This is a genomic window from Streptomyces bottropensis ATCC 25435 (assembly GCF_000383595.1).
Classification (GTDB): domain Bacteria; phylum Actinomycetota; class Actinomycetes; order Streptomycetales; family Streptomycetaceae; genus Streptomyces; species Streptomyces bottropensis.
This window is the reverse complement of sequence record NZ_KB911581.1, coordinates 578,350-602,649: the sequence shown is the minus strand read 5'-3', so window position 1 is coordinate 602,649 and position 24,300 is coordinate 578,350. Positions and strand designations below refer to the sequence as shown.

22 protein-coding genes and 1 tRNA gene are annotated in these 24,300 nt (G+C 70.3%); 9 read left to right on the top strand and 14 right to left on the bottom strand.

The genetic code is table 11. The features are described 5' to 3' along the window. The first annotated feature begins 66 nt into the window (after positions 1–66). Positions 67–246 carry a hypothetical protein gene (locus tag STRBO_RS44375; protein ID WP_005475995.1) on the top strand — a complete coding sequence of 60 codons (180 nt, stop codon included), beginning with the start codon at positions 67–69 and terminating at the stop codon, positions 244–246. 51 nt (positions 247–297) lie between these two features. Here STRBO_RS44375 and STRBO_RS0102725 read toward each other — a convergent pair whose 3' ends face one another. The 3 genes from STRBO_RS0102725 to nth form a co-directional block, all read right to left on the bottom strand. Next, the gene (locus STRBO_RS0102725; protein ID WP_005475997.1) at positions 298–1,497 is read right to left on the bottom strand and encodes a MarP family serine protease; all 1,200 of its coding nucleotides are present in this window, start codon (positions 1,495–1,497) and stop codon (positions 298–300) included. Between the two features lie 119 nt (positions 1,498–1,616). Beyond that, positions 1,617–2,348: an NUDIX hydrolase gene (locus STRBO_RS0102720; RefSeq protein WP_005475999.1), complete on the bottom strand. Its 732-nt coding sequence runs from the start codon at positions 2,346–2,348 to the stop codon at positions 1,617–1,619. 133 nt (positions 2,349–2,481) lie between these two features. After that, entirely contained in the window at positions 2,482–3,525 is a 1,044-nt protein-coding gene (gene nth, locus STRBO_RS0102715) for an endonuclease III (protein ID WP_005476001.1), read from the bottom strand. Between the two features lie 341 nt (positions 3,526–3,866). Here nth and STRBO_RS0102710 point away from each other — a divergent pair, with 341 nt between their 5' ends. Next, positions 3,867–4,541: a Crp/Fnr family transcriptional regulator gene (locus tag STRBO_RS0102710; protein WP_005476003.1), complete on the top strand. Its 675-nt coding sequence runs from the start codon at positions 3,867–3,869 to the stop codon at positions 4,539–4,541. A 294-nt stretch (positions 4,542–4,835) separates the two neighbouring features. Further along, entirely contained in the window at positions 4,836–5,657 is an 822-nt protein-coding gene (locus STRBO_RS0102705) for a nucleotidyltransferase domain-containing protein (protein ID WP_202499634.1), read from the top strand. 134 nt (positions 5,658–5,791) lie between these two features. Here STRBO_RS0102705 and STRBO_RS0102700 read toward each other — a convergent pair whose 3' ends face one another. The 4 genes from STRBO_RS0102700 to sp36 form a co-directional block, all read right to left on the bottom strand. Beyond that, positions 5,792–6,622, bottom strand: coding sequence for an MBL fold metallo-hydrolase (locus STRBO_RS0102700; RefSeq protein ID WP_020113733.1), 831 nt, complete (start codon positions 6,620–6,622; stop codon positions 5,792–5,794). 148 nt (positions 6,623–6,770) lie between these two features. Continuing rightward, a complete protein-coding gene (locus STRBO_RS0102695) occupies positions 6,771–7,640 on the bottom strand; it encodes an NUDIX hydrolase (protein ID WP_005476013.1) in 870 nt (289 codons plus the stop codon). A gap of 61 nt (positions 7,641–7,701) precedes the next feature. Further along, positions 7,702–8,169 (bottom strand): RidA family protein, encoded by a 468-nt coding sequence (locus tag STRBO_RS0102690; RefSeq protein WP_005476014.1) that lies wholly within the window; start codon positions 8,167–8,169, stop codon positions 7,702–7,704. Then, the gene (gene sp36, locus STRBO_RS42675; RefSeq protein WP_005476015.1) at positions 8,166–8,324 is read right to left on the bottom strand and encodes a Sp36 family protein; all 159 of its coding nucleotides are present in this window, start codon (positions 8,322–8,324) and stop codon (positions 8,166–8,168) included. Before sp36 ends, STRBO_RS0102690 begins: the two co-directional genes overlap by 4 nt. A gap of 351 nt (positions 8,325–8,675) precedes the next feature. On the opposite strand from sp36, the gene bagA reads away from it, so the two are divergent. Continuing rightward, positions 8,676–9,653, top strand: a complete 978-nt coding sequence (bagA, locus tag STRBO_RS0102680; RefSeq protein ID WP_005476016.1) for an ATPase BagA — start codon at positions 8,676–8,678, stop codon at positions 9,651–9,653. Next, a complete protein-coding gene (gene bagB / locus STRBO_RS0102675) occupies positions 9,650–11,023 on the top strand; it encodes an ATPase BagB (protein ID WP_005476017.1) in 1,374 nt (457 codons plus the stop codon). The genes bagA and bagB overlap by 4 nt, the downstream gene beginning before the upstream one ends. 463 nt (positions 11,024–11,486) lie before the next feature. Here the strand turns inward: bagB and wblA are convergent, their stop codons facing one another. Then, positions 11,487–11,825, bottom strand: a complete 339-nt coding sequence (gene wblA, locus STRBO_RS0102670) for a transcriptional regulator WblA (RefSeq protein ID WP_013001830.1) — start codon at positions 11,823–11,825, stop codon at positions 11,487–11,489. Positions 11,826–12,469: 644 nt separating this feature from the next. On the opposite strand from wblA, the gene STRBO_RS0102665 reads away from it, so the two are divergent. Then, the gene (locus tag STRBO_RS0102665; protein ID WP_028796430.1) at positions 12,470–14,791 is read left to right on the top strand and encodes a transglycosylase domain-containing protein; all 2,322 of its coding nucleotides are present in this window, start codon (positions 12,470–12,472) and stop codon (positions 14,789–14,791) included. Between the two features lie 174 nt (positions 14,792–14,965). Here STRBO_RS0102665 and STRBO_RS0102660 read toward each other — a convergent pair whose 3' ends face one another. Further along, the gene (locus STRBO_RS0102660; protein WP_005476025.1) at positions 14,966–15,433 is read right to left on the bottom strand and encodes a GatB/YqeY domain-containing protein; all 468 of its coding nucleotides are present in this window, start codon (positions 15,431–15,433) and stop codon (positions 14,966–14,968) included. 342 nt (positions 15,434–15,775) lie between these two features. Between STRBO_RS0102660 and STRBO_RS0102655 the strand changes: the two genes are divergently transcribed. The 3 genes from STRBO_RS0102655 to STRBO_RS0102645 all read left to right on the top strand — a co-directional run bounded on the left by STRBO_RS0102655 (position 15,776) and on the right by STRBO_RS0102645 (position 17,824). Then, positions 15,776–16,705 (top strand): metallophosphoesterase, encoded by a 930-nt coding sequence (locus STRBO_RS0102655; protein ID WP_005476026.1) that lies wholly within the window; start codon positions 15,776–15,778, stop codon positions 16,703–16,705. 182 nt (positions 16,706–16,887) lie between these two features. Next, on the top strand, positions 16,888–17,721 hold the full coding sequence (locus tag STRBO_RS0102650) for a Pr6Pr family membrane protein (protein WP_028796429.1): 834 nt from the start codon (positions 16,888–16,890) through the stop codon (positions 17,719–17,721). A gap of 29 nt (positions 17,722–17,750) precedes the next feature. Further along, positions 17,751–17,824: transfer RNA gene (locus STRBO_RS0102645), tRNA-Pro, on the top strand. 122 nt (positions 17,825–17,946) lie between these two features. Here STRBO_RS0102645 and STRBO_RS0102640 read toward each other — a convergent pair. The 5 genes from STRBO_RS0102640 to STRBO_RS0102620 form a co-directional block, all read right to left on the bottom strand. Further along, entirely contained in the window at positions 17,947–19,452 is a 1,506-nt protein-coding gene (locus STRBO_RS0102640; protein WP_005476029.1) for a tyrosine-type recombinase/integrase, read from the bottom strand. 691 nt (positions 19,453–20,143) lie between these two features. Next, positions 20,144–21,691 carry a YfjI family protein gene (locus tag STRBO_RS0102635; RefSeq protein WP_020113732.1) on the bottom strand — a complete coding sequence of 516 codons (1,548 nt, stop codon included), beginning with the start codon at positions 21,689–21,691 and terminating at the stop codon, positions 20,144–20,146. A gap of 337 nt (positions 21,692–22,028) precedes the next feature. Continuing rightward, complete coding sequence (locus tag STRBO_RS0102630) at positions 22,029–22,865, bottom strand: bifunctional DNA primase/polymerase (protein WP_202499670.1); 837 nt, start codon at positions 22,863–22,865, stop codon at positions 22,029–22,031. 32 nt (positions 22,866–22,897) lie between these two features. Next, positions 22,898–23,638, bottom strand: a complete 741-nt coding sequence (locus tag STRBO_RS0102625; RefSeq protein ID WP_005476037.1) for a class I SAM-dependent methyltransferase — start codon at positions 23,636–23,638, stop codon at positions 22,898–22,900. An 88-nt stretch (positions 23,639–23,726) separates the two neighbouring features. Continuing rightward, a complete protein-coding gene (locus STRBO_RS0102620; protein ID WP_020113731.1) occupies positions 23,727–24,185 on the bottom strand; it encodes a hypothetical protein in 459 nt (152 codons plus the stop codon). Positions 24,186–24,300 lie beyond the last annotated feature (115 nt).

Sequence of the window (24,300 nt, the reverse complement as noted above, 5' to 3'; positions counted from 1 at the left end):
GCGCATAGGCCAATTGGGGGGCGTGGGGGCGGTTATGGACCTTGGGGCGGGGGCACACGTCGGGGTATGGGCTGGACGCACGACTACAGTGACGCAGCACGCAACCGCCGCTCGGCCGCGGGCCTGAGCTCCCACCAGAGGGGCGCCCCGCAGTTGCAGGGCACGGATCCCCGGCTGGGAATTCCGCGCATCCTGCGCCGCCGGGCCCGCTGGGTCTCGGCCCGGCTGCGCCATTCCCGTCCCTGACCCACGCGGGGCGACCCGCACAGGACCTCACCACACCGGCTCCGCCCGGCCTCAGAGCGCGCAGCTGTCGCTGTCCACCTGCTGGTTGGCCGTACGGCCCTTGGCGATGTCCTCCTCGACCTCGTCCGCGGTGAGGGCGTAGCCCGTGTCCGGGTCGTCGAGGGACTTCGCGAAGACCACGCCGTATACCTTGCCTTCGGGCGTGAGCAGCGGGCCGCCCGAGTTGCCCTGGCGGACGGTGGCGTACAGCGAGTAGACGTCACGGTGGACGGTGCCGCGCTTGTAGATGTCGGCGCCGTTGGCCGTGATGCGCCCCCGCACGCGCGCGGGGCGGATGTCGTACGCGCCGTTCTCCGGGAAGCCCGCGACGATCGCGTCGTCGCTGCCGGCGGCGTCCTTGGTGGTGAACTCCAGCACGGGCGCCTTCAGGCCCGGCACGTCCAGTACGGCGATGTCGCGCTCCCAGTCGTACAGGACGACCTTGGCCTCGTACTTGCGGCCCTCGCCACCGATCTGGACCGTGGGCTCGTCCACTCCGCCGACCACGTGCGCGTTGGTCATCACCCGGCGCTCGCCGAAGACGAAGCCGGTGCCTTCGAGAACCTTGCCGCAACTCTGGGCGGTGCCCATGACCTTGACGATGGACCGCTTGGCGCGCTGCGCGACCGGGCTGCTCGCGAGTGCCGGGTCGGGAGGCTGGACCTCGGTGATCGGCTCGTTGGAGAACGGGCTGAAGACCTGCGGGAAGCCGTTCTGCGTGAGGACCGACGAGAAGTCCGCGAACCAGGTGTCCGCCTGGTCGGGCAGGGCCCCCGCCACGCCTTGCAGCACCTTGGAGGTGCGGACCTCCTTGCCGACGGTCGGCAGCGTCGTCCCCGCGAGTGCGGAACCGATCAGCCAGGCGACCAGCAGCATGGCCACCACGTTGACCAGCGCGCCGCCGGTGGCGTCCAGGGCGCGCGCCGGGGACCATGTGATGTAGCGGCGCAGTTTGTTGCCGAGGTGGGTGGTCAGGGCCTGCCCCACGGAGGCGCAGACGATCACGATGACCACCGCGACCACGGCGGCGGCCGTGCTGACCTCGGAGTTGTCCGTCATCCAGTCCCAGACGACGGGCATGACGTAGACGGCGACGAGGCCGCCCCCCAGGAAGCCGATCACCGAGAGGATGCCGACGACGAAGCCCTGTCGATAGCCCACGATCGCGAACCAGACGGCGGCGACCAGCAACAGGATGTCCAGCACGTTCACCGCTTCAAGCCTCGCCTCGTCACTTCGCCATCACTACAGGCCGACCGGGGGACCGGTCCGCCGCGCGGCGACAGGGAGACGCAACAGGCCCCGGAAGACGCAGCACGGCAGCCACCCTGTCATGAGCGCCAGTCGAGCGGGACCTGCTTCTCGCGGTCCCAGGGGCGCTCCCAGCCCGCGTAGTGCAGCAGACGGTCGATCACGCCGGCCGTGAACCCCCACACGAGGGCCGATTCGACCAGAAATGCCGGGCCCGCATAGCCCCGGGGGTGGACGGCGGTGGCTCTGTTGGCCGGATCCGTGAGATCCGCCACGGGGACGGTGAAGACGCGGGCCGTCTCGTTCACATCGACGACCCGGACGGGGGTCGGCCGGCGCCACCAGCCGAGGACGGGCGTCACGACGAAGCCGCTGACCGGGATGTACAGCTTGGGCAGCACGCCGAAGATCTGGACGCCCGCGGGGTCGAGACCGGTCTCCTCCTCGGCCTCGCGCAGGGCGGCGCGCAGCGGGCCGTCGGTCCGCGGGTCGCCGTCCTCGGGGTCGAGGGCACCGCCCGGGAACGAGGGCTGGCCGGCGTGCGACCGAAGAGAGCCGGCGCGCTCCATGAGCAGCAGCTCGGGGCCGCTCGGTCCCTCGCCGAACAGGATCAGGACGGCCGACTGCCGGCCCGAGCCGTTCTCCGGCGGCAGGAAGCGGCTCAGTTGCAACGGCTCGATCGTGTCGACGGCGCGCACGACCGGGTCCAGCCATGCGGGCAGCCCGGCTCTGTCCAGCCCCACGTGCCCGCCCCTCGTGCGGTGCCCGCTGTCGGTGTCCGTGCCGCCGTCCGTCCGGCTCGCGCGTGTCATAGCCACCCCCGTCGTTCTTCCGGTCCCAACGCCCGGGAGAGCGCTGATCGTTCCGCCTGTGCCCGATGTCCCTCGTGTGGGTGGCGGGCACCGGGGCGGCGAGGGCGCGTCCCGGACCGTGTCGTGGGGTCCGTCATCCGGCGGCTCCGAGGGGCGGGGCCGGGATACCGCCCGCGTCGAGGTAGGACTGCGGGGGCTTGAGGCGCTGGCCGGGGAAGCCGCCCTTCTCGTACTTCAGTAGCTTCCTGGCCTTCTCCGGGTCGGTCTCGCCCTCGCCGAACGCCGGGCAGAGCGGGGCGATGGGGCAGGCACCGCAGGCCGGTTTGCGGGCGTGGCAGATACGGCGGCCGTGGAAGATCACGTGGTGCGACAGCATCGTCCACTCGCTCTTCGGGAAGAGCGCGCCGATGGCCGCCTCGATCTTGTCGGGGTCGGTCGCCTCGGTCCACCGCCAGCGCCGTACGAGCCTCTGGAAGTGCGTGTCCACGGTGATGCCGGGCCGGCCGAAGGCGTTGCCCAGCACGACGAAGGCGGTCTTGCGGCCGACACCGGGCAGCTTGACCAGGTCTTCGAGCCGGCCGGGGACCTCGCCGCCGTGGGTCTCCACCAGAGCCTTCGACAGCCCCATGACCGACCTCGTCTTGGCCCGGAAGAAACCGCAGGGCCGCAGGATCTCCTCGACCTCCTGCGGGTCGGCCGCGGCCAGGTCCTCGGGGGTCGGGTACTTCGCGAAGAGCGCCGGGGTCGTCTGGTTGACCCGCAGGTCGGTCGTCTGCGCGGACAGGACCGTCGCCACGATCAGCTGGAAGGAGTTCTCGAAGTCCAACTCCGGGTGCGCGTACGGGTACACCTCGGCGAGTTCGCGGTTGATGCGACGGGCACGGCGGACGAGGGCGGTTCGGGACTCGGAGGTGGGGGGTTTGGCTGCTGTCTCGGCGGGGGCGGCCGAGGTGACGGTGGTCGCTTTCGCCGAGGACGTCTTTCGGGTCGAGGTTCTTTTCCGTGCCGGTGCCGTATTTTGCGTCGAGGTGGCCTTCTTCGCGGCCGTCTTCTCCACGGCCGCGGCTGTCTTCTTTACGGCCGCTGTCTTTTGGGCGGCACTTCGGGCGGCAGCCCTTTTCACCGGTGCGGCCTTTTTCGTCCGGCCCGTGGCCTTCTGGGCGGAGTTCTCCGCCATTGATGGATTAGACACCTTCATCGCCTTTGCCGTTTTGTTCGCTCCCGTGGAGCCCTGTTCGCCCACAGCGGAATCGCGACGTGCAACCACCCGCCCAGCCCCCTTGGCCTGTGCTGTCACCGGCGATTTGGACACCCGGCCAGCCTAAAGCCCGGCACCGACATCCGCCCCGGGCCCAGATGATCGGCCCCCAATTGGACCCCTGACGCTTACCCCGGGACATGTGTGCGGCATCCTTGTGACAGATCACACTGTTTGGTCCGTCCGGCAAGATGGGGAACACGGTCCCCTGGTAGTACGGGGAGCAAGATCCCCTGAGCAGGTCGACAAGGAGAGAACTCGTGGACGACGTTCTGCGGCGCGCCCCGCTCTTCGCGGCGCTCGATGACGAGCAGGCCGCGGAGCTCCGCGCCTCCATGAGTGAGGTGACCCTCGCGCGGGGTGACGCTCTCTTCCACGAGGGCGACCCGGGTGACCGCCTCTATGTGGTCACCGAAGGCAAGGTCAAGCTGCACCGCGCGTCGCCCGACGGCCGCGAGAACATGCTGGCCGTTCTCGGCCCCGGTGAGCTGATCGGCGAGCTGTCGCTGTTCGACCCCGGTCCGCGTACGGCGACCGCCACGGCACTGACCGAGGTCAAGCTGCTCGGCCTCGGCCACGGCGATCTCCAGCCGTGGCTGAACGCGCGGCCCGAGGTGGCCGCGGCGCTGCTGCGGGCCGTCGCGCGCCGACTGCGCAAGACCAACGACCAGATGTCCGACCTCGTGTTCTCGGACGTTCCCGGGCGGGTCGCTCGTGCGCTGCTGGACCTCTCCCGGCGGTTCGGTGTGCAGTCGGAGGAGGGCATCCACGTGGTGCACGACCTCACCCAGGAAGAACTGGCGCAGCTCGTGGGCGCGTCCCGCGAGACCGTGAACAAGGCTCTGGCGGACTTCGCGCAGCGCGGGTGGCTGCGCCTGGAGGCCCGCGCGGTGATCCTGCTGGACGTGGAGCGGCTGGCCAAGCGGTCACGTTGACGCGGGTCGGGTCGTGGGCCGGTGCGGTGTGCCGGCCGGAGCGGGCGGAGTGCCGGCCGGAGCGGGCGGAGTGCCGGCCGGTACAGCTCGTATGACCGGCCAGGGCTTGTAGCCTGCCGATCCGGCCGCACGGCCGTTCGCATGTGCGTCGAAGGGGTTCGTCTCGTCCGCGAGACGGGCCCTTTTGGTTTCGCCCCGCGTTCCCGTTGCCTCCCCCGCCGCCTCCCCCTCCCGTCTCCCGTCTCCCGGAAAAACGAGCTGCCCGCGCGAGCCGCCTCGGCGCACAGTGGCCGTATGGCCGGAACGGGGCGTGCGAGAGGGCTGGACAGTCAGGGGTACATCGAGCGGGAAGGGGCTTTGGCACGGGTCGGTGAGGACTTTCGGCCGGTGGTCGTGGCGGCCCGGGAGCGGGTTGCGCAGCTGTTCGAGGGGCGGCTGGACAGTGCGTACCTCTACGGGTCGATTCCCCGGGGCACGGCTCGCCCGGGGCGCAGTGACCTCGATCTGTTGCTGGTGCTGCGCGGGGAGCCCGCGGAGGCCGACCGGGCGGCGGCCCGGTCGCTGGACGAGGCTCTGGACGCGCGGTTTCCGCAGATCGACGGGGCCGGGACGCTGCTGGTCTGCCGGGCGCAGGTGCTCAGCGACCTGGAGAGGTACGACCTGGGCTGGTTCCTGGCCTGTCTGTGCACCCCCCTGCTGGGCGAGGATCTCGCAAGGGAGCTGCCCCGCTACCGGCCGGACTCCCTCCTCGCCCGCGAGACGAACGGCGACCTCGCGCTGCACCTGCCGCGCTGGCGCGCGCGGCTCGCGGCAGCCGACGACGACGCCCGGCGGAGGCTTGTCCGTGGTTGGTCCCGGCGGCTCGTCCGTACCGGGTTCACCCTCGTCATGCCGCAATGGAACGGCTGGACCAGCGATCTGCGCGAGATGGCGCAGGCGTTCGGCGAGTACTACCCCGAGCGCGCCGCCCAGATGCGCGCGGCGGCGGTGGCCGGATACGAGCCGGATGCCGACGTCGGCGTTCTGCGGTCGTATCTGGACGACCTCGGGCCCTGGTTGGCGCAGGAGTACGCGCGCGTGCACGGCCTCAAGGCGCCGCGTCCCGGTGAGCCGTAGCGGGGTGCCCCTGGCACCGGAGGGCCTGGGCGGCCCTGGGAGGGGCCTCTGGGGCCTGGGAGGTCCCCGAGGCCCCAGGGGTGCTCCTCACCGGGTGTCGTGCCGGAGACGGGCGCTCAGGCGCGCGGGGAGGGTCAGATCAGGCCGTGCTCGGTCAGGTACTCCAGTTGTGCCCGCACCGAGAGCTCCGCGGCCGGCCACAGGGAGCGGTCGACGTCCGCGTAGACGTGGGTGACGACCTCGGCGGGGGGGCGGTGGCCGTTCTCGACGGCCGTCTCGACCTGTGCGAGCCGGTGCGCGCGGTGGGCGAGATAGAACTCGACGGCACCCTGGGCGTCGTCCAGGACGGGGCCGTGGCCGGGCAGGACGGTGTGCACTCCGTCGTCGACCGTGAGGGACCTGAGGCAGCGCAGGGAGTCGAGATAGTCGCCGAGGCGGCCGTCGGGGTGGGCCACGACCGTCGTGCCGCGCCCGAGGACCGTGTCGCCCGTCAGAACGGCGCGGTCGGCCGGGAGGTGGAAGCAGAGCGAGTCGGCGGTGTGCCCGGGGGTGAGCACGACACGGAGTTCCAGGCCGCCGACCGAGATGACGTCACCCGCGCCCAGCCCTTCGTCGCCGAGCCGCAGCGCGGGGTCGAGGGCCCGGACGTTCGTCCTGGTCAGCTCGGCGAACCGGGCGGCGCCCTCGGCGTGGTCCGGGTGGCCGTGCGTGAGCAGGGTCAGCGCGACCCGTTTGCCGGCCCTCTCCGCCGTGTCGAGCACACCGCGCAGGTGGACGTCGTCCAGCGGACCCGGGTCGATCACGACCGCCAGGTCGGAGTCCGGCTCGGACACGATCCAGGTGTTGGTCCCGTCCAACGTCATCACGGAGGCGTTCGGCGCGAGCACGTTGACCGCGCGCGCGGTGGCGGGCCCCGACAGGACGCCGCCCCTGGGCCGGCCGGGGAGGGCTGCTGCGTCGGTCATGCGGAGGTGCCTTCCAGCGGAACGGGTGGAGTGTCACGGCGTCGGGCGGTGGCCCGCGCGGTGCGGCGACGCCTGCCCGGTGGGACGCGCGGCGAGAGCGGGGACAGTGCCTCGCCGCCCGGCCGGCCCCGGAGCGCTGTCGCGTCCGTCATGAGGAGTCCTCGCCGGCGGGGACACGCTTGGTGAACTCGGCGTGGCCCGGCCAGGACAGGACCACGTCGTCGTTCTCCAGACGGGCCTCGGCGAGGACGGGGGTCAGGTCCCGAGCGGGCGCGGCGTCGAGCGCGGCGGCGGCCGAGTCGTACTCCGCGAGCCGGCGCAGGGTCGCGATGGTGGGCGGCATCATCAGCAGTTCGCCCTTGTCGTAGCCGTCCGCCGCGTCCCTGGGCCGGATCCACACCGTGCGGTCGGCCTCCGTGGAGGCGTTGCGGGTGCGCTGGCCCTGCGGGAGGGCGGCCACGAAGAACCAGGTGTCGTAGCGGCGGGACTCGAACTCGGGGGTGATCCAGCGTGCCCAGGCGCCCAGCAGGTCGGAGCGCAGGACCAGCCCCCTGCGCTCCAGGAACTCCGCGAAGGACAGCTCCCGGGAGGCCACCGCCGCACGGTCCGCCTCCCAGTCGTCGCCCGTGGTGTCGCCGACGACGGTGTCGGGGCCGGGCCCGGCGAGCAGCACGCCCGCCTCCTCGTACGTCTCCCGTACGGCCGCGCAGACGATCGCCTGGGCGTCGTTCTCGTCGACACCGAGCCTGGACGCCCACCACGCGCGCGTGGGGCCCGCCCAACGGACCTGGTGGTCGTCGTCGCGGGGATCCACACCGCCACCCGGATAGGCGTACGCGCCCCCGGCGAAGGCCATGGAGGCCCGTCTGCGCAGCATGTGCACGACAGGGGTGTCGGCCGTGTCCTTGAGCAGCATGACGGTGGCGGCCCGCCTGGGGGTCACCGGTGTCAGCGTGCCGGCCGCGAGTGCGCGGATGCGGTCCGGCCACTCGGGTGGGTACCACTGCCCGTTTGCCATGGGCGGAGGCTAACTCGTCACAGGCGGATGTTCGAGTGAGCCTCCGCGAACCTGGCGGTGCCTAGGCGACGGTGAGCTCCACCTGGAGTTCCACCTCGACCGGCGCGTCCAGCGGGAGCACCGCCACGCCGACCGCGCTGCGCGCGTGGACGCCCCGGTCGCCGAAGACGGCGCCCAGGAGTTCGCTCGCGCCGTTCAGCACGGCGGGCTGGCCGGTGAAGTCGGAGGCCGAGGCCACGAAGCCGACGACCTTGACCACGCGCGCGACCAGGTCCAGGTCGCCCGCCACGGACTTCACGGCGGCGAGGGCGTTCAGCGCGCAGGTGCGGGCGAGTTCCTTGGCCTCCTCGGCGGTGACCTCGGCGCCGACCTTGCCGGTGACGGGCAGCTTGCCGTCCACCATGGGGAGCTGCCCGGCGGTGTACACGTACACGCCGGACCGGACCGCCGGCTGGTACGCGGCGAGCGGCGGGACGACCTCGGGCAGCCGCAGCCCCAGCTCCGCGAGCCTGGCCTCGACGGCGCTCACGGCTTGGGCCGCTTCAGGTAGGCCACGAGCTGCTCGGGGTTGTTCGGCCCGGGCACGACCTGGACGAGCTCCCAGCCGTCCTCGCCCCAGGTGTCCAGAATCTGCTTCGTGGCGTGGACGAGCAGCGGCACGGTTGAGTATTCCCACTTGGTCATGCGGCCGACTTTATCCGCTGCCCGGCCCCCGCCCGGCACGGGTTCCGTCTCGGTCCTGGGCGGCTTCGTCCTCGGTCCGGGGCGGTTTCGACCCGGAGGGGGTGGGGTCCGGCCTCGGGACGGCATGGGGTCGGTGCGGTGGGTTCGGCCTCGGGGCGGCGCTGGGTCGGTGCGGTGGCCCGACCCGGACCGCGCGGGGTCGGTGCGGGGTCCGGCCCGGACCGCGTCGGTTTCGGCCGCCGCCTCGCCGGGGCATGACGGCCTGGACGGGCCGGGCCGACAGGCAGGGAGAACACAAGTTGTCCACAGCCTCCCGCGTACGCCGAGCGTCGACTGGTTAGGCTCGAATACGTGAGCAGGCTCCAGGTCGTCAGCGGCAAGGGCGGGACCGGAAAAACCACGGTCGCCGCCGCACTCGCGCTCGCCCTCGCGACCGAGGGGAAACGCACCCTCCTGGTCGAGGTCGAGGGCAGACAGGGCATCGCGCAGCTCTTCGAGGCGGAGGCACTGCCGTACGAGGAGCGGAAGATCGCGGTGGCACCCGGGGGCGGGGAGGTGTACGCGCTGGCCATCGACCCCGAACTGGCCCTCCTGGACTACCTCCAGATGTTCTACAAGCTGGGCGGCGCGGGCCGGGCTCTGAAGAAGCTCGGCGCCATCGACTTCGCCACCACCGTCGCGCCCGGCCTCCGGGACGTGCTGCTGACCGGCAAGGCCTGCGAGGCGGTACGCCGCAAGGAGAAGAGCGGGCGGTTCACGTACGACCACGTGGTGATGGACGCGCCGCCCACCGGACGCATCACCCGCTTCCTGAACGTCAACGACGAGGTGGCGGGCCTGGCCAAGATCGGCCCGATACACAATCAGGCCCAGGCCGTCATGCGGGTCCTGAAATCCCCCGACACGGCCGTCCACCTGGTGACGCTGCTGGAGGAGATGCCCGTCCAGGAGACGGCGGACGGCATCGCCGAGCTGCGGGCCGCGAAGCTGCCGGTGGGACGGATCATCGTCAACATGGTGCGGCCCGAGGTGCTGGACGCCGACGAGCTGGAGTTCGCGCGCGCGGTGCCGCGTACGGCCGTCGCCAAGTCGCTCTCCACGGCGGGGCTGGGCGGCGCGCGGCGCGGGGGCACCGCCGAACGCCTGGTCGAGCCGCTGCTCGCGCAGGCCGAGGAGTACGCCGAGCGGTACACCCTGGAGCACGAACAGCGGGGCGTACTGGGCGAGCTGGGCCTGCCGCTGCACGAACTGCCGTTGCTCGCCGAGGGAATGGATCTGGCGGGCCTGTACGAACTGGCCACGGAACTGCGTCAGCAAGGGATCTCATGACTCCGGACCCGGCCACCACGCACGACGCGGCCCCCTCCCACGACGGACACCGGGTAATCGGCTCGGCCCGCCCGCTCGCGGTCGACCCCCTGCTCGACGACCCACGGACCCGCATCGTGGTGTGCTGCGGCGCCGGCGGGGTGGGCAAGACGACCACGGCAGCGGCGCTCGGGGTACGGGCCGCCGAGCGCGGTCGCAAGGTGGTCGTGCTGACCATCGACCCGGCCCGGCGGCTCGCCCAGTCCATGGGGATCGACTCGCTGGACAACACCCCGCGGCGGGTGAAGGGCATCGACGGGGACGGCGAACTGCACGCCATGATGCTCGACATGAAGCGCACCTTCGACGAGATCGTCGAGGCGCACGCGGACCCCGACCGGGCCTCCGCGATCCTGGGCAACCCCTTCTACCAGTCGCTCTCGGCGGGCTTCGCGGGCACGCAGGAGTACATGGCGATGGAGAAGCTGGGCCAGTTGCGAGCCCGGGACGAGTGGGACCTGATCATCGTCGACACGCCTCCGTCCCGCTCGGCGCTGGACTTCCTGGACGCCCCGAAGCGGCTCGGCTCGTTCCTCGACGGCAAGCTGATCCGTGTCCTGCTGGCGCCGGCGAAGGTCGGCGGGCGGGCCGGCATGAAGTTCCTGAACGTCGGCATGTCGATGATGACGGGCGCCCTCGGCAAACTCCTCGGCGGTCAACTGCTGAGGGACGTGCAGACGTTCGTGGCCGCCATGGACTCCATGTTCGGCGGCTTCCGTACACGCGCGGACGCCACGTACAAGCTGCTCCAGGCGCCCGGCACGGCCTTCCTCGTGGTGGCCGCGCCGGAGCGGGACGCGCTGCGCGAGGCGGCGTACTTCGTGGAGCGGCTGGCGGCCGAGGACATGCCGCTGGCCGGGCTGGTGCTCAACCGGGTGCACGGCAGCGGCGCGGCCCAGCTGTCCGCCGAGCGCGCGCTCGCCGCCGCGGAAAATCTTGACGAGCCCCGCATTGTGGATCAGACGGACGGGAAGGCAGTCCGTAACTCTCCCGAAACGCAAGGCAGTTCAGCCAGTTCCGACAGTGCAGACAGCCCAGGCAGTTCAGCCAGTCCAGGCTCTCCCACCACGAACGGCACCGAGGACGGCTCCCCCGCCCCGGATCCAACCGTGGAACAGCTCACGTCAGGCCTGCTCAGGTTGCATGCCGAGCGGATGCGACTGCTCTCCCGCGAGCAGCGCACGCGTGATCGCTTCGCCGCGCTGCATCCCGAGGTGGCCGTGGCCGAGGTGGCCGCGCTCCCCGGTGATGTCCATGACCTGGTAGGTCTGCGAGACATCGGCAACCGGCTCGCGGCCATAAGGCCGGAGCTGCCCACCTCTGACGACTGAACGGCTGCCGGACGACCGGTCTCCAGCCGCGGCAGCCGTAGGGTCGGACGCCGGCCGATTCTGTCGTCCAGTCGTCCGGCTCTGTCGTCCAGCCGTCCAGCCGTCCAGCGACCGCCGGTTCCGAGGGCCGCAGGCCCGTGCGTCCGCGGGGTCCGGCCGGTGCTCACCGCGGGAACGACGACTGTCCGAGGGCCGCACGTCCCGCCGAGACCTCGCGACGGTCGTCGCGACCCGGCCAGGGATCGCATCGCGGCCAAGGATCGGACCGCGGCCAGAACCGATCGGCAGGATCGCCGGATCGGCCGGATGCGTCGCACCCGTCGGATTCCGATCGGTCAAACCCGGACCGTAGCCCGTCCGTTGCTCCACGCCTCGGGGCACCCGAGAGCCGGCACACCTGCCCGACGCGCCGACACCTCAAGGGCGCCCTCGACCGACGTGGTTCGGAAGGGGGCCGTCGCCCTCAGCTCACCGCCGCGTAGTTCTCGTAGATCTCGTCATCGTCGAGGGGCAGAATGCCCGCGCCACGCTCGTACTCCGTGCGCGCGGTCTCCAGCAGCCTGCGCCACGACGTGACGGTCGGACGCCTGCGCAGCAACGCGCGGCGCTCACGCTCCGTCATTCCTCCCCACACGCCGAACTCGACGCGGTTGTCCAACGCGTCCGCCAGGCACTCCGTACGCACCGGGCATCCGGTGCACACCGCCTTGGCCCTGTTCTGCGCTGCTCCTTGAACGAACAGTTCATCCGGATCGGTAGTGCGGCAGGCAGCCTGCGCACTCCAGTCGGTTACCCAGCCCATACCGGCGCCGTCCTCTCCCGAATCGAGGCTCCCCCACGGCGGCAGCGGCATATTCACCGCCGCCAGTTGAGGACGTTACGGAAGGTGGGCACAGCGCAACACCCCCTTCGGGCCCAATCTTGAATGGCCCGAACGGACTATGCGTAAGCGGCAGATCACCCGCGGGAGTGACCTGAGGACATACGTGACTATCCCGGCAGATCGGGACGGTTGACATGCGTCACAACGGACACCGAATGACACACGAGGCGTATTCGGACACGGCACCCGAAAAAAATCGGAAGAACGTCAGAACGATTCGGGCTCGCTGGACGTACTTGATACAAGGGCCCTACGGCTGTGACAGTTGAGAGCAGCTTAGGCCAACGCCTGCGCGCGTGTCCGGCGAATGGGAACGTAGACAACCGTTCATGTTCTCCCGGCTTTCGCGTCGGTTTCGTGCCCGACTTTCGCGTCGGTTTCGTGCCGGGGTTCTCGTGCCGGGCTTCTCGTGCCGGGCTTCTCGTGGCGCGCCCGATTTCGGGAGGCGTCAGCGCGCGCATGCGCCCGTCGCGCGGACACCGGATGTCACGATCCGGCACCCGTACCCCTCTGGACCCACCTGCTCCTTCGGAACGGTCCTCGCTACGGATTAGGCTGCCCTCATGCCAAACAAGCGCTCGGGTGGTGGTCTGTCCCCCACACAGCAGGCCGCCAAGTTCCTAGGTGTCAGCGTGCTCGCCGGTGCCGTCATGGCGGGCATCGCCCTGCCCGCGGTCGGCGCCCTGGGGCTGGCGGCCAAGGGTTCCGTCGAGGGGTTCGACGAGCTCCCCGCCAACCTCAAGCAGCCACCGCTGAGCCAGCGCACCACGATCCTCGACAGCAAGGGCGACTTGATCGCCACGGTGTACAGCCGCGACCGTACGGTGGTCGATCTCAAGGAGATCTCGCCCTACATGCAGCAGGCGATCATCGCCATCGAGGACGCCCGGTTCTACCAGCACGGCGCGATCGACCTGAAGGGCGTTCTGCGCGCGCTCAACCGGAACGCGCGGGAGGGCGGGGTCGCCCAGGGCGCGTCCACGCTGACGCAGCAACTGGTGAAGAACGTGGCGGTGGAGGAGGCCGGCGACGACCCGACGCTGGTCGCCCAGGCCACCCAGCAGACCCTCGGCCGGAAGATCAACGAGCTGAAGAAAGCGATCCAGCTCGAAGAGGAACTCGGCAAGAAGAAGATCCTCGAGAACTACCTGAACATCACGTTCTTCGGCCAGCAGGCGTACGGCGTCGAGGCCGCGTCCCAGCGTTACTTCTCCAAGTCCGCCAAGGACCTGGATGTGGAGGAGGCCGCGCTCCTCGCCGGAATCGTGCAGTCGCCCAGCCGGTACGACCCGGTGAACGACCCACAGGAAGCCACCAAGCGGCGCAACACCGTGCTGCAGCGCATGGCCGATCTCGGCGACATCTCGCAGGCGGAGGCGGACAAGGCCGCCAAGAAGCCGCTCGGCCTCGACATCAGGAAGCCGAAGAACGGCTGCATCACGGCGGTCAAGGGCGCTGGTTTCTTCTGCGACTACGTGCGTGAGGTGTTCCTGAACACCCCGATCTTCGGCAAGTCCAAGGAGGACCGGGCCAAGATCTGGAACCAGGGCGGCCTGACGATCCGGACGACGATGGACCCGAAGGCCCAGAAGTCGGTCCAGGCTTCCGTCAAGCGGCACGTCTACCAGAAGGACGAGGTCGCCACGGCCGCCACCATCGTGGAGCCCGGCACCGGCAAGATCCTCGCCATGGGGCAGTCGAGGCCGTACGGTCTCGACACCAAGAAGAACGAGACGTCGATAAACCTCTCGGTGAACGAGTCCATGGGCGGCGGAGCGGGCTACCAGCCGGGTTCGACGTTCAAGCCGATCGTCGCCGCGGCGGCCCTCGAAGGCGGCATGTCCCCGGGGAAGGTCTACTCCGCGCCGTACAAGATGGCCTACCCGAGCCCGATCTCCGTCTGCGGCGGCGGCAGCTGGCGCAACGGAACCGGCAGCAGCGCCGCGGAGCTCGAGAACGAGAGCGCGAGCGAGGTCGGCCCGTACTCCCTGCGGAAGGCGACCGCACTGTCGGTCAACACCTACTTCGTGCAGATGATCGCGGACATCGGCATCTGCCCGGTGACGAAGATGGCCAAGAAGATGGGCGTCGAGCGGGCCGACGGCCGCAAGATCGACCAGGCGCCGTCGATAGCTCTCGGCACGCAGGAGATGTCCCCGCTGACCATGGCGAACGCGTACGCGACCTTCGCCGCGCGCGGTATGTACTGCACGCCGGTCGCCATCGAGTCCATCACCCAGCGGGTCGGCGACAAGTCGAAGTCGCTGGAGGTCCCGAAGTCGACGTGCTCGCGCGCCATGTCCGAGAACACCGCCGACACCATCAGCGCCCTGCTCAAGGGCGTGGTCGAGGACGGTACGGGTACGGAGGCCGGCCTCGGCCCCAGCCGTCCCAGCGCCGGTAAGACCGGTACGACGGACGGCCGTTACGCGGCCTGGTTCGTGGGCTACACCCCGAACATGGCCGGCGCCGTCTGGGTGGGCGACCCCGCGCACGAGCGCCAGATGGTGAACATCACCATCGGCGGCGTGGGCTACGGCAAGGTCTTCGGCGGAAAGGTCCCCGGCCCGATCTGGCGCGACATGATGTCCGGTGCGCTGGAGGGCAAGCCCCGTCCCGACTTCAACAAGGTCTACCTCCCCGAGGACCGGCCCCGCGAGCAGGACGACGACAACGACAGCGACAACGACGGCCGCGGGAACGGCAACGGTGGCAACGACGACAACGGCAACGGTGACGACCGCGGCGACGGCGGCGGCTTCATCGGTGGCATCGACGGAGACACCAGGTTCCCGACCCCGGAGTTCAGCATCCCGGAGAACTGGATCCAGGGGCAGACGAACGGCGGGAACAACGGGAACGGCAATGGCGGCGGCTTCGGCTGACGAGCCGCGGTGGCGGCGAGCGTGACGTCACCGGCGACCTGACATGAATACGGCGGTGGGGCGCCCCTTGAGAAGGGGCGCCCCACCGCCGTTGTTGCTGTGCTGCGGCGCGCGGGAGCGGGAGCCGGGTCCGGAGGGCTGCCGCGGGAGCGGGAGCCGGGTCCGGAGGGCTGCTCAGGCGCCCATGAGCTGCTGCTTGACGATGGCGGCGACCCGGCCGCCCTCGGCGAGTCCGGCCACCTTCGGGTTGACGATCTTCATGACCTGGCCCATCGCGCGCGGGCCCTCGGCACCGGCGGCCCGGGCCTCCTCGACGGCCTGGACGACGATCTGCTTCAGCTCCTCGTCGGACAGCTGCTTGGGCAGGTACTCGGCGAGAAACGCGCCTTCCGCCTTCTCCCGCTCGGCCGACTCGGGGCGACCGCCCTGGGCGAAGGCGTCCGCGGCCTCGCGGCGCTTCTTCGCCTCCTTGGTGATCACCTTGAGCACCTCGTCGTCGGACAGCTCGCGCTTCTCCTTGCCCGCGACCTCTTCCTTGGTGATCGCGGTGAGGGTCAGCCGGAGCGTCGAGGAGCGGAGCTCGTCGCGCTCCCTGATGGCGGCGTTGAGGTCTTCCTGCAGCTTCGACTTGAGCGTGGTCATGGGGCCGATTGTCGCAGGTGTGATGTGGGGAGCGCGCCTTGATTTCGCTGGTGTGTGCGGACCCGTGGGACGGATCGGTGGGGGCGGGTGTGCGGGGTGTGGAGGGCGGGCGGGGTCGGACCGTGGTGAGGCCGTGGCCGGGTGCGGGTGGGCTGCTGGTCGGGGTGCGGGCCGGCTGCAGTCCGGTTACGGGGCGGGAGCGGGTCGGCTGCCGGTCGGGAGCTGGTCGGTGGACAGTCCGGAGTGGGTTGTCCACAGGGGGACTTGACGATCGGTTGCGGGTGGTCGGCGGTTGTCCACAGGCGTGCGCTCGGGTTCGGCGGGGTCTGACACGATGGACACATGCAAGCGCGATACGGAGTACCTCTGGGGATCGCGGCGGTCGGTGCCGCCGGTGTGGTGTATGCGGCGGGCATCGAGGCCCGCTCCTTCCGACTGCGGCGGGTGACGGTGCCGGTGCTGCCACCAGGCATGCGACCGCTGCGCATACTCCAGGTCTCCGACATCCACATGGTGAGCGGACAGCGCAAGAAGCAGCGCTGGTTGCGTTCCCTGGCCGGGCTGCGTCCGGATTTCGTGATCAACACCGGCGACAACCTCTCCGACCCCGAGGGCGTCCCCGAGGTGCTGGACGCGCTGGGCCCCTTGATGGAGTTGCCGGGCGCGTACGTCTTCGGCTCGAACGACTACTACGGCCCGACGCTGCGCAACCCCGCCCGCTACCTGCTGGAGAAGGTCCAGGGCCGCCACGGGCTGAACGGCAACAAGCCGGTGGTCGGCGCCGTCCACAACCCGTGGGAGGACCTGCGGGACGGCTTCGACGGGGCGGGCTGGCTCAACCTCACCAACACCCGCGGCACGCTGAAGATCGAGGGCATGTCGGTCGAGCTGACCGGCCTCGACGACCCGCACATCAAGCGGGACCGCTACGCCCGGGTGGCGGGCGGCCCGTCCGACTCCGCCGATCTCTCCCTGGCCGTCGTCCACGCTCCCTATCTCCGCGCCCTCGACGCCTTCACCGCCGACGGCTACCCCCTCGTCCTCGCCGGCCACACGCACGGCGGCCAGCTCTGCATCCCCTTCTACGGCGCCCTCGTCACCAACTGCGACCTCGACACGGACCGCGTGAAGGGCCTCTCCACCCACACGGCGGACGGCCGCACGGCGTACCTGCACGTCTCGGCCGGCTGTGGCACGAGTCGCTACACCCCGGTGAGGTTCGCGTGCCCGCCGGAGGCTTCACTGCTGACGCTGGTGGCACGGAAGGGGTAAGGGGGGTAAGGGGAGTCGCGGGCAGGACTGCCGGGGCTGCCCGCGAGGCCGCCCGGGCGGGGCGTGGGCCGGCACGGGAGGCGATGCGGCCCGGCGGCCCGGCGGCGAAATTGCTGGTGGGCGTCACCTCGTACGGATCATCACGAATGGCCCGTTTCGTCCGGGCGCCCTAGCGTGATCGCATGACCTCACCGATACCCAGGGACATCCCCGACCTGCCCGCGATCTCGGGCATCCCCGCACCGGTGAAATCCGTCGTGCCCGCGACGGCGGTGGTGACGCCGACACGCCGCCGGCCGGCGGCGGTGTACCGCGCCCTGGTCGCGCTGGCAGCGACAGCCGCCGTGGTGATCGAGATGACGCTGGGCAGCCCTCTGCGGGCGTTCAGCCACTTCGCTGTCCAGAGCACGGCCCTGGTGGCGCTGGTCTTCGCCGCTTCGGCCCGCGGCGCGTGGTCCGCCCGCCGCCCCCTGCCGTCCTGGATGACGGTCGGCACGGTTCTCTACGCAGTGATCACGGCGCTGGTCCACCATCTGGTCCTGACGCGGGACGCGACGGCCTTCTCCATGACGATGACGTCGACGGGCGCCCCGGCCGCCCCCACCGGATGGCTCGCGTTGACGGACGTCGCCTTCCACACCGCGATCCCGCTCGCGGTGGTGGTGGACTGGCTGTTCCTGACCCGCCCGGCGCCGCCCCGCCTCAGCCTTGCGGCGGCCTGGCTGCTCTACCCGCTGGGGTTCCTGGCGTTCACGCTCGGCCGAGCCGCCCTGGTGACCCCCGACTGGCCGGCCCCGTACCTCTACCCCTTCCTGGACGTCGACCGCCACGGCTACAAGAGCGTCCTCGGCAACGCCCTGCTCCTGGGCCTCGCCTTCTACGCCCTCGCCCTTCTCCTCATCGTCGTCGACCACCTCCGCCCCGACCCCGTACACCCCCGCAGGGGCCGCCCCGACCGCCCCGACCGACGCCCCGAAAACCGGATTTCGTCTCCCGCCCCCGGTGGGCTAAAGTAAACGACGTCGCCGCGACAAGCAGTGACAATCGGGGTGTAGCGCAGCTTGGCAGCGCGCTTCGTTCGGGACGAAGAGGTCGTGGGTTCAAATCCCGCCACCCCGACAGTGAAACACCAGGTCAGGCCCGGTGCTGAGAGATCAGCACCGGGCCTGCCTCGTTCTCCAGGGACTCTCTGGAGAAATCCTGGAGAAGATCTTGGAATCTGCCTCCAGATCAGCGCGCTGCTAGCGAGCTTTTAGCAGCGCATCCAGAGCGGTCACCGGCGAGCCGAGACTCATGGTCCGGCGCGCGTCCAACGCTTCCTCCCACATCCCGGTGAGTGCGGTCATCAGCGCCTGCCGCATCCCTGGCGTGATGTGGTCATAGCGCGACTGGACGGAGCCGTCCTCATGCCCCATGCGCTCATCCATGAGCTTTGGCGGGGTCCCCACTTCCCTCATCAGGGTCTTGTGAGTGTGGCGCAAGCCGTGCGGAGTAAGCCCCGGCGCGATCGGCACCCAGCACACCTCAGCCCTAGTGGCGGCTCCTCGCCCGCGGGCCGGGATGCCAGGCCACGGCTCAGCAACGACAGGCACCGGCCGCTCCTCCTGACTGCCTCGCCCGGGATACCGCCCCGTCGCGGCCGGCCGAAAGAGCCACGTGGCGAAACCGGAGCGCCGCCAGTGAGCAGCCAACTCCCCCGATGCGGCGTTACGGATGTACCCGAGATCACTGACGGCTTCCAGCACCTTCAGCCGAGTCGGCTCCGCCACGGCATCAGGGCGGTTGAGGGCGTTGGAGACGGTGCCGGTCGATACGCCGCAGCGGCGCGCCACGTCGACTAGCTTCGCACCGGGGCGGCTCACGGACCCGTTGGCGGTTCCATGGCCGCGGAAGACGTAGGCCAGTCCATGGCATTCGCAAGGCTTCGGTCTCGTCCGGGCCACGTGGCTGGCCAGCAGCGAGGCGAGGAAACCCGGGGTGTCGATGTCGCGGTAGGAGTCGTCCTTGGGCGGGCAGCGGTGCAGTTCTCCTGTGTCCAGTTCGTAGAGCTGCCACTCCACGCGGATGCTCTTCGGTCGGACGAACTCTGGCTCAAGGCCGACGATCTCGCCCCAGCGCATTCCGCTGTAGCCCTTGAGGATGCCAGCAACGAACTCGTCGTCACGGCCGGACAGCAGCGCCATTCTCTCGGCGAGCAGCAGGATGCCGAGTGCGGTCGTAACTGCCTTCTCCGGGCCCCGGTTACGTGAGCGGCCAGCACGCTTCCCTCGTCCGCGGCGCTTGGTTGCCGGATTGGAGTCGCGCAGCCCCTCGTCAACAGCGTCGGCGAGGATCAGGTGCAGCGTCGCCCGCCACGTCTTGACGCTGGATGCCGCATAGGGCACCGCGCGTTCGCGCTTCTCCCAAGCGGCAATGTCGGTGCTCAGGATGTCGGCAATGGCGAAGTCCTCGAATGCGGGGAGCAAGTGCTCTTCGATGTGGCGCCGGTAGTTCTGCATGGTGGATGCCGCCAAGTCTTGTGCGGCATACCAGCGATTGACGTAGGCACCGAAGGTGATCCGCTCACGAGGCGCCTTCTTCGTTCCGGCCAACAGCTTCGCTTCCTCGGCGTCTGCTGCCTTCTTTGCCGCGGCCTTGGTCCGGAAGCGGATGGCATCGCCATCGGCATCGCGGACAGTGGCGTACTTGCCCGGCGCGAGCTTGTACCGGCCGCGCCAGTAGCTGCCGAGGCTCTCGGCATAACCCACCTTGTTCTCCTATGAACGGGTGTGCCGCCCGGCTGGAGAGCCGAGCGGCACACGGGATCAGGCTGCGTTGGACTGCGGTCGGGCGCCTCGCGCCCTGCGCGGGGTCCTTGCCTTCAGGGAGGGGACGGACGCCACCGTTGTGATGGTCCTGCGCCGGGGTGCTTGCTTTGCTGGCGCGGGAACGTCATGCCCTTCGGTAGGACGGCTCTCAAAGATGCGCATGATCTCGGCGAAGTGCTCGGCCGTGAACCGGTAGCTCCCTGCGAGCTTGGTGAAGGGAATGCGTCCCTTGCGGGCTTGCTCCTTCACCCACCACTCCGAGCAGTGGAGGGCCTTGGCTATGTCACTCGGGAGGTAGACAGGAGGAAGGACCGGGGGTTCCAGTCGCGGAGCAGTGCTCATGTGGCGATGACTCCTCACGAGGAAGCGGGATCCGCTGACAGAACTGACAGAACCTCGCCAGCAGGCCGTTGACCTGCATCTTTGGCGTGTTCTGGATCTTTGACAGAACTGAATTAATTGCTGACAGAACCCCGCCGGGGAGGTTCTGTCACAGGACTCCCGGCGGTGGTGTCGGGAGTTCTGTCGAGTTTTAATTGGGTTCTGTCAAAACTGCGATCACGACCGTTCGTGCAGGTCAACGGCTTGCGCGGGGGGTAGTGTCAGTTCTGTCGGCGTTCTGGGGGTTGTGTCAGGCTCCGCGGGTGATGCGCGGGTGGGTCTCGTAGCGCGGGGAGGGCGGCCGGCCGCCTCGGCCGGTGCGCGGGGGCGGTGGCTGCTGGCGGATCCAGCCGTGTTCTTCGAGCAGGGCGAGGGCGGGGTCCAGGTCGCCGATGGCGGGGAAGTCGGCCCGGCGGAGCATCCGGAACAGCTCGCGTTTGGTGAACTGCGTGGGGTTGCTGGAGACGAGCTGTGCGAGGACGGTCACTGCGGATTCGTGGGCGGGGTCGGCGCTCATGACGCTGAACACGTCCAGGGCGTGCGCGGTGAAGTAGTCGCCCAGTTCCGTGGCGGCGGCCATGGTGGACGCCTCAATGGGCTTGTGCCAGCCGTCCTCGGGGTGAGTGGCGAGGTGGAGAAGCCCGGCGATGCGGGCCACGGCGCCGTCCCGCTTGGACGCCCATTTCACGATCGGCGCGAAACTCCCGTCCGGACCGAGACGCGACTCGGTGACCTTCTGGAAGGCCAGCAGGACCGCGTCGGCTTCGGGGGTGAGCTGGACGAGGGCGGTGTCTGTCCAGTCCGCCAGGGCGAGGGTCAGGCCCGCCAGGCGCTTGGCGTAGGTGGCGGCGACCTGCTCGTCCAGCAGGGCGGGGGTCAGGTTGCGGGAGCCGACCAGGGACAAGGGCTTGGAATAGAGGAAGCGGGCGAGGAGCCCGCGCCCGTCGGCTCCGTCGATGCGGCTGAGCGCGTCCAGAACTTCCGGCTGCACCGCCAGACCGATCGTGACCGCCGGTGAGTCGACGTGCTGGGCACTGCGGCCCTGCCGGTTGACCCTGAGCATGTCCCCCGCATGGCCCTTGAGGAACATCCCCATGTTGGGCTTGCCCGTGTAGCGGCCGGCGATGATGTCGAACAGCTCCCCCTCGGCGCTCAGGCAGGAGATCCGCCCGCCCTGCTCATCCAGGAGCGTCCCGACGTTCTCCGGCGTCACGTCGTCCGCCACGAGCTGCGGTTCGGCAGGGATCCGCATCTTGTCGGCGTCCTGGGCCAGTTGGACGGCTTCGGCGGTCAGGGTGTCGCGGTGCTCGGGCTCCGCACCGGCCGCCTTTCCCTGGGCTTTCTCGGCCGCGGACTTGGCCAGCCGTGCCAGGGTCTCGGCCTCCGCCCTTACGGGTCCGGAGAGTTCGATCAGGGCCTTCTCCGCATCGAGCAGCGGTTTCACCATGAGGTCGAATACGGCGGACTTACGGTTTCCGGGGGGCAGAGCGACGGCGGTGTAGATGTTCACGGGCTCACGCCAGTGCCCGCGTACGCACACCTTGACCCGCCCGCCAGCAGCGGTCGCGAGGACCGCCAGGGCCAGGCATCCGGCCAGGTCCGCCGGGGTTTGGGTCTCCTCGGCGACACCGCGCACCATGGCGCCCAACCAGTCGGGCAGGACGTCCACGGGGAAGCCGGGGAGAGGTGGGCGGGCCCGGAGGGGAACGGGTTCGTCCCAGGCGGGGCCGGTGATCTGCTCGGGTTCGATGTGATCGAACCCTTCCCACAGATCCGCGTTCGCGTCGTGGGTCGTCATGCGGCGGCCCTGCCTTCCGAAACGGGGTTCAACAGCGGGCATGCGTTGCGGTGTTCACTGTGAGCGGCGACCAGTTGCAGGACCGCGGCGCGGCCGATGGCACGGCGCTCGTAACCGCAGGTGCACCAGGAGCGGGCGGACGGGGTGACGCCCCAGGACGGCGGCGCGGTGATGCGGAGCCAGGCCACGGGACGGCGCCCGTCGTCCCTGCTCGGGTCAGAACGAACAGCAAGAGGGACGCCCTTGCGGGCGGCGACCTTCGCTTCGCCCACGGTCGGCCGCGTCGGGAGCTGTATGGCGCTCTGAGGGCTGTTCATGGGGGTTCGGAGTGCTTTGTTCATGCCGCATGCCCTACGGCCGTCTCAAGGCCATTGGCGACCGCGCGACGGGCGTAGCCCTCGGGGACGCCCACGGCGACGGCGGCGGCCACGATCTCCTCTCCGAGGACGTGCAGCGCGCACGGGCCGGGGCACTGTGCGTGCTGGACGGCGAGGAAGCGGGCGGCGCCGAACGCCTGAGATCCGGCGCCGGATTCGGTGCGGGCCCGTACGAGGGCGAGGCCGCGTTCGAGACCGGTGCGGACGAACTGCTTGGTGTGCCGGCACCCCGTGGCCACGCTGCGGTCCCACGGGGCGCGGATGGAAGACACCACCCCTCCCCGGGCGGGGGTGGTGTCTTCCTTCACGACCAGCGCGCGGACGACCGCCGGGAGCACGGTCATGCGGCCGGTGCCGTGGCCCAACCAACGGGCGTACTGCATGTGGGACTTCACATCGACACCGGGGCGGACGTGGTTCGCCGACCCCATCGCGCCCCGGTAGATCCAGTGCTCACCGCGTGTGGTGGTCACGGTGAGAGTGGTGGGCAGGGCGGTGTGGGCCCAGGCGACGGCGGCCGGGTTGTCCAGGTCGACCACGGTCACACCGGCGCCGCCGGGGTGGTAGGCGACAGCGGCGGCACTGCGCCACGCGGACGCCCACGGCGGGGAGGTGAGGATGTCCTGGGCCGTGGTGGCGGCGGCCCACGCGTGACAGACGCGGGGGCAGCGGCAGGGGCCGGGGGTCTTCATGTTCGGCCGGCCGCCGCACGCGTTGCCGGTGCAGTCGGGGCAGTTGCCGAACGGCACCTTCCCCGCCCGCAGGGGCAGGGGCGGGATACCGTGCGCGGCCAGCATGAGCGCGGTGTCCAGCAGGGGCGCGGCGGCGTTCACGCGGCCACCCCCGACGCGGGGGCGAGGGTGGCGAGGTAGGCGCGGCCGATCCACTCGGTGTAGGCGGGCGGCAGAGCCTCGCGCAGACGCAGGTGGTCGGTCGACCAGTCGATGCGCTTGGCGTCGCGGATCTCCTCCACGGTGGCTTTGCCGCCGCCCTTGCCGTAGGCGGCCACGTACGGCCCGTCGAAGTACTCGCCGTGCCGCCACCCGCGCACCCTGCCCCGATGGCGAGGGTGGGCCGGCCGTGCAGTCGTCCACCGGCCCAGTTCGAAGTAACGGTGCATGATCACGGCGAGGCCGAACATTTCCCCGCACAGGCGGATGTCCTTGCGGACCTCGGAGCCGGCCACGTTCTCGATCACGTACGGCCGGCCGGTGGTCTCCAGCGCGGCGCGGGTCGGGGCGATGAGCCGGGGGTAGGTCCGGCCGATCGCGGCGTTGCGGACGGCGTTGGTGCCCTTCGTCGGGGCGCCCTCGCCCTGGCAGGGCGGGGAGGTGTGGATGAAGTCGAAGCGGTGGCCGTGGGCGAGGATGAAGGCGACGGCGTCGCCCTGGTGGAAGTCGTCGCCCCGGTAGTCGGGTTGGGTTTCGATGTCCACGCCGGTGATGTGGCAGTCGGGGCCGAACGCGGCGCGCAGTCCCTCGGTGGCGCCGCCGATGCAGGAGTAGGCGTCCAGGACCCGGAAGGGCCGGAACGCGCCCGGCACTCGCCGGATGTCGGTGGGTTGCGTCATGCTGGGAGATCTCCAGTTCCTCGATGGTGACTGGTGGGACAAGGGCGACCCCGGTTCTTGGCGGAATGGGGGGTCGCCCTTGGCGTAGCTACCGGTAGAAGCGGTTGCGTTTGATCACGGCCTTGCGGATGTTGACCGTGGTCCCGCCCTCGCCGTGGCCGCCCTTGAAGATCTGCACGGCGACGTATCCGCCGAAGAGGACGGCGGCGAGGGTGATGAGCTGAGTGATCAGCGCCGTGAGCGCGGTGATGAACGTGGTGAGCAGCAGCAGCCCGCCGCACACGGCGAGGAACCCGACTCCTCCGAGCGCGACGTTCACGGCCGCGCGGGAGACTGCGGGCTTGGCGGCCACCGGTTCCGGGCGGGCGTGATCGATGACGTAGCCGGTGACGACCCGCCCGTCGGGGAGGACGATGCTCGCCACCGCCGGGACGGTCCCCGGCTGCACGGCCACGAGCGGCGCCGGTACGGCGGGGGTGATGGGGGTGGGGTGGTGGACTTCCACGGCCCGCTGTGCGGGCGCGTGGCGACCAATCTTGGGGTACATGCGGAATTCCTTCCGGCGGTAGGTCAGGGAGGCGGATACACCCCCTGCGGGGTGGCGTGTGGAGGGGGTTTCAGGGGTGCTGACCTGCGGTCCTCCCTGCCTCCCTGACTGATCA

Coding starts and splice junctions, on each gene's coding strand:
- STRBO_RS0102635 (WP_020113732.1), bottom strand. CDS start 21,691: ATGACGACCCACGACGCGAACGCGGATCTGTGGGAAGGGTTCGATCAC.
- STRBO_RS0102625 (WP_005476037.1), bottom strand. CDS start 23,638: ATGACGCAACCCACCGACATCCGGCGAGTGCCGGGCGCGTTCCGGCCC.
- wblA (WP_013001830.1), bottom strand. CDS start 11,825: ATGGGCTGGGTAACCGACTGGAGTGCGCAGGCTGCCTGCCGCACTACC.
- STRBO_RS0102705 (WP_202499634.1), top strand. CDS start 4,836: ATGGCCGGAACGGGGCGTGCGAGAGGGCTGGACAGTCAGGGGTACATC.
- STRBO_RS0102650 (WP_028796429.1), top strand. CDS start 16,888: ATGACCTCACCGATACCCAGGGACATCCCCGACCTGCCCGCGATCTCG.
- STRBO_RS0102695 (WP_005476013.1), bottom strand. CDS start 7,640: ATGGCAAACGGGCAGTGGTACCCACCCGAGTGGCCGGACCGCATCCGC.
- STRBO_RS0102665 (WP_028796430.1), top strand. CDS start 12,470: ATGCCAAACAAGCGCTCGGGTGGTGGTCTGTCCCCCACACAGCAGGCC.
- STRBO_RS0102655 (WP_005476026.1), top strand. CDS start 15,776: ATGCAAGCGCGATACGGAGTACCTCTGGGGATCGCGGCGGTCGGTGCC.
- STRBO_RS0102720 (WP_005475999.1), bottom strand. CDS start 2,348: ATGACACGCGCGAGCCGGACGGACGGCGGCACGGACACCGACAGCGGG.
- STRBO_RS0102620 (WP_020113731.1), bottom strand. CDS start 24,185: ATGTACCCCAAGATTGGTCGCCACGCGCCCGCACAGCGGGCCGTGGAA.
- STRBO_RS0102700 (WP_020113733.1), bottom strand. CDS start 6,622: ATGACCGACGCAGCAGCCCTCCCCGGCCGGCCCAGGGGCGGCGTCCTG.
- bagB (WP_005476017.1), top strand. CDS start 9,650: ATGACTCCGGACCCGGCCACCACGCACGACGCGGCCCCCTCCCACGAC.
- STRBO_RS44375 (WP_005475995.1), top strand. CDS start 67: ATGGGCTGGACGCACGACTACAGTGACGCAGCACGCAACCGCCGCTCG.
- sp36 (WP_005476015.1), bottom strand. CDS start 8,324: ATGACCAAGTGGGAATACTCAACCGTGCCGCTGCTCGTCCACGCCACG.
- STRBO_RS0102630 (WP_202499670.1), bottom strand. CDS start 22,865: ATGCTGGCCGCGCACGGTATCCCGCCCCTGCCCCTGCGGGCGGGGAAG.
- nth (WP_005476001.1), bottom strand. CDS start 3,525: ATGGCGGAGAACTCCGCCCAGAAGGCCACGGGCCGGACGAAAAAGGCC.
- STRBO_RS0102660 (WP_005476025.1), bottom strand. CDS start 15,433: ATGACCACGCTCAAGTCGAAGCTGCAGGAAGACCTCAACGCCGCCATC.